The sequence below is a fragment of the Vibrio sp. 10N.247.310.17 genome (assembly GCF_041466605.1).
GTDB lineage: Bacteria > Pseudomonadota > Gammaproteobacteria > Enterobacterales > Vibrionaceae > Vibrio > Vibrio tasmaniensis_A.
On sequence record NZ_JBFSTC010000151.1, the window covers coordinates 3711 to 6506 of the forward strand.

Sequence of the window (2796 nt, forward strand, 5' to 3'; positions counted from 1 at the left end):
AGCCAGCAATGGATCTAATGGAAAGCCTTCCAAAAAGACAATATTGACGATGGCACCAGGATTGACTTCCACTATCGGATGATAGAGTTCGGCCAGTTTGATGTAGTAGTCCGCCAATTTGCTGCCAACGCTCTCCGTGGCGCCGCCAAGCAGATTCAAGCCAATTTTATCGCTGTTGATGCTTTGACTTGGGCCGAGCGCCGTCGGTGTCGTGGTTTGTGCCAGCGCTTTACCTGCATCCCCTACGCCTTGCAAGATCCCCGCAATGCCGGCCATTTGAACGATCTTACCGTTTTTCAAAATGGTGGTACCGCGAATACCATTGCGACCAAAGTTAAACACGGTCGCATTGACGGGGATATCGAGAATATCGCCATTGGGTTGTATGCAGCTCATTCTACTGGTGCGAGCGACGCCGCGGCTGGATGAGATCTCACCGTAGACGGCGCCGGTGATCGTGCAATCCTTCAATTTAGAGGCCTGACCGTTGGGTAAGACCCCCTGATTGACTGTCTGAAAGACAATCGGTGAGGTATCCCCTTGTCCAGAGACGCCCCCATTAGCATCAGCGCCGCCGGTAATTACGGCGGTCACAAAGGTGCCGGTTGGCACGTAGTTATCGGTCGTGCGACGGGATTGTTTCTCCTCGACACTGGCTTGCCAGTGAAATTCAAAGCTATCAAAGGCATCACCACTAAAGGCCACATCATCTTGCTCTTGGTACTGGAACTCATTCACCTTGGCGTTATCCATGTTGCTATTAATGGCCGGTCTTGGGGGCAGTTTGTATTGGCCAAAGGTGTCTCCCTGGTTGGTCTCGATGCCGTGTTGAGTCGAAGGATCGCCTGCCTTGAGGGTTGAGGCTAATTGCGTCTCAAGCTGCGCCTTGAGCGCGTCAACTTCATCGAGCTTTTGTTGCATCTGCTGCTCAAGCTCTGTCAGTTGCGATTTTGTATCGCGCTCATTGGCCTTTTTAATGTTCTCTAACTCAGAGGTTAAGCTTTGTCCAAAGCGACTTAATGTGCCTTCAAACCGCGCTAAGCTTTGTTCTATTTGGTTGATTTTGTCTTGTTGAAACGTCAGGGCGGACTGGTTGTCTTTGTCGGTAAAATCATCGGTGACGACAGCGCCAAATCCGACATCTTGAATGCCCTTGCTTGGCGCTTGGGGAGACAGTGTTAACCGCCAAACAACAAAAGCCAGGGCGGTCAATATCAGCAATACCGTGAGCGTAATGGTGCGATTGCGCTTTCTTGTCACGGCATTGATCGTGCCGCCGTCTTCAAAGTCCCCGTCGGTGTCTTTGAAGACGCGTTTCTTAAAACGGCCCAAGGCGTCTTTTTGTTTATCGAGCATGGGTGGCGCCTCCTCCAGTAATGAGATAGAGCGTGGTAGTTTGCCCAGGTTTTAATTGATAGGCATCGAGCGCGGCTGAGCGTGCGGAATAGCTGTAGAACTGCGCGGTGGTCAGCGCCATGTCACTGCGGCTTTGATTTTTGAGCTGATAAACCACCCCAGAATAATGACGGCCCACGAAGACCGTTTGAGGGATGATGGCCAGTGACGCTTCATCTTTGGGTAAGGTTTTGGGGTCAACGTCGTGACGTTTAAAACCAGCAATGGGAGCGCCATCATGGACAAAACGTATCATGGCTTTGGTGAGCGCTGTCATGGCGGCGGGATAATCCGCCGCCTGCTCAATCGGGCTTTGCTGCTCTTTGTAATTTTGCGACCAAACAAACTCCGTGACCAAAGATGGTGTAGCTTTGGGGGTAATAAACAGCGCAAACAATCGCCCTTTCTCTGTCGTCAGGTGCGCGGTAAACGGTAAGGGAAGGTTAATTTTTAAGGTGATGGAGCCGGAAGCGTCTTTTTGGTTGCCCGTTGAGGTGCAAAACCCTTTCGGGCAGACGATCGAAATAATACGGTCATTGTTGACCAGTAAACGGTTCACGTTAATGGAAGAGAGTGACAAGGGGATCGTGTCGCCTTCGTCAAACTCATAGCTCACCATGGCGGCATTTTCAGCCAGGGCAAAAGAGGGGATGAAAAAGACCACCCAAAGCGCGATGGATAAAAAATAAGGGTGCCATTGCTGCGATGGGGTGAATGATTGCTCATAAAGATTCATCGGTGTTGACCTCGACTTCTTCAATGGAGAGTAAACCTATGACGCCTTGGTCATAGCTAAAGTTGACTTGATACCACTTCATCTCCGGATCTAGTGCGCGTTGGCCTACGTGCTTTTGGAGTTTCCCGTAGAGTTGTACTTGGAGAGTGTCGAGAGAAATTCGGACCAACTCGACAGAAAATTGGCTGCTGATGTTATCTTTTTTAACCACCGTGGCTTCTCGAAGCAGCTTAGGTTGAACGTTGTACCAGCTTGTCTCGTCTAAATATTCAAGTAACTGACCAAACTGACGTCCAACGCTTGCCGGCGTGATGTTGAGTTTCAGGTAGAGAAGATAATCCGCCATTTGCTCAAGATAAGGTTCATCGACCGCGCCATCCGAAACCGTAAAGGCTTGAGAGAGGGTGGGCGGGACTAGGGTTCGGCTTTGATGGGTAAGGGCTTGATAACTGGTGTAACCCAACACCAGGTTAGTGATAAGCATAACAAGAAAGCCTGCACTCAAAAAAAGATTGAGGAGGCTTTTGACGGCCAGCTTATCCCGTTTAACAAACGGATCCATGATGAAGGGTCTCCTTAGAAAATCCAGTAACGACGACAGGCTGAGGGGGTACGCTTAAAGAGGGTGGGATGGACAAAGGAAGCCCCCCACCAATAAAGTGACA

Annotated in this window: 3 protein-coding genes; all 3 read right to left on the reverse strand. The window is 50.2% G+C overall.

Features of this window, described 5'->3' with window-relative positions:
* Window positions 1-1356: TrbI/VirB10 family protein (locus AB6D80_RS23800; protein ID WP_372189807.1), on the reverse strand; the 1356-nt coding region annotated here is incomplete at its 3' end.
* Window positions 1346-2131: a type-F conjugative transfer system secretin TraK gene (gene traK, locus AB6D80_RS23805; RefSeq protein WP_017096434.1), complete on the reverse strand. Its 786-nt coding sequence runs from the start codon at window positions 2129-2131 to the stop codon at window positions 1346-1348. The genes traK and AB6D80_RS23800, both read right to left, overlap by 11 nt.
* On the reverse strand, window positions 2118-2693 hold the full coding sequence (traE, locus tag AB6D80_RS23810; RefSeq protein ID WP_016800090.1) for a type IV conjugative transfer system protein TraE: 576 nt from the start codon (window positions 2691-2693) through the stop codon (window positions 2118-2120). The genes traK and traE overlap by 14 nt, the downstream gene beginning before the upstream one ends.
* Window positions 2694-2796: the final 103 nt, after the last annotated feature.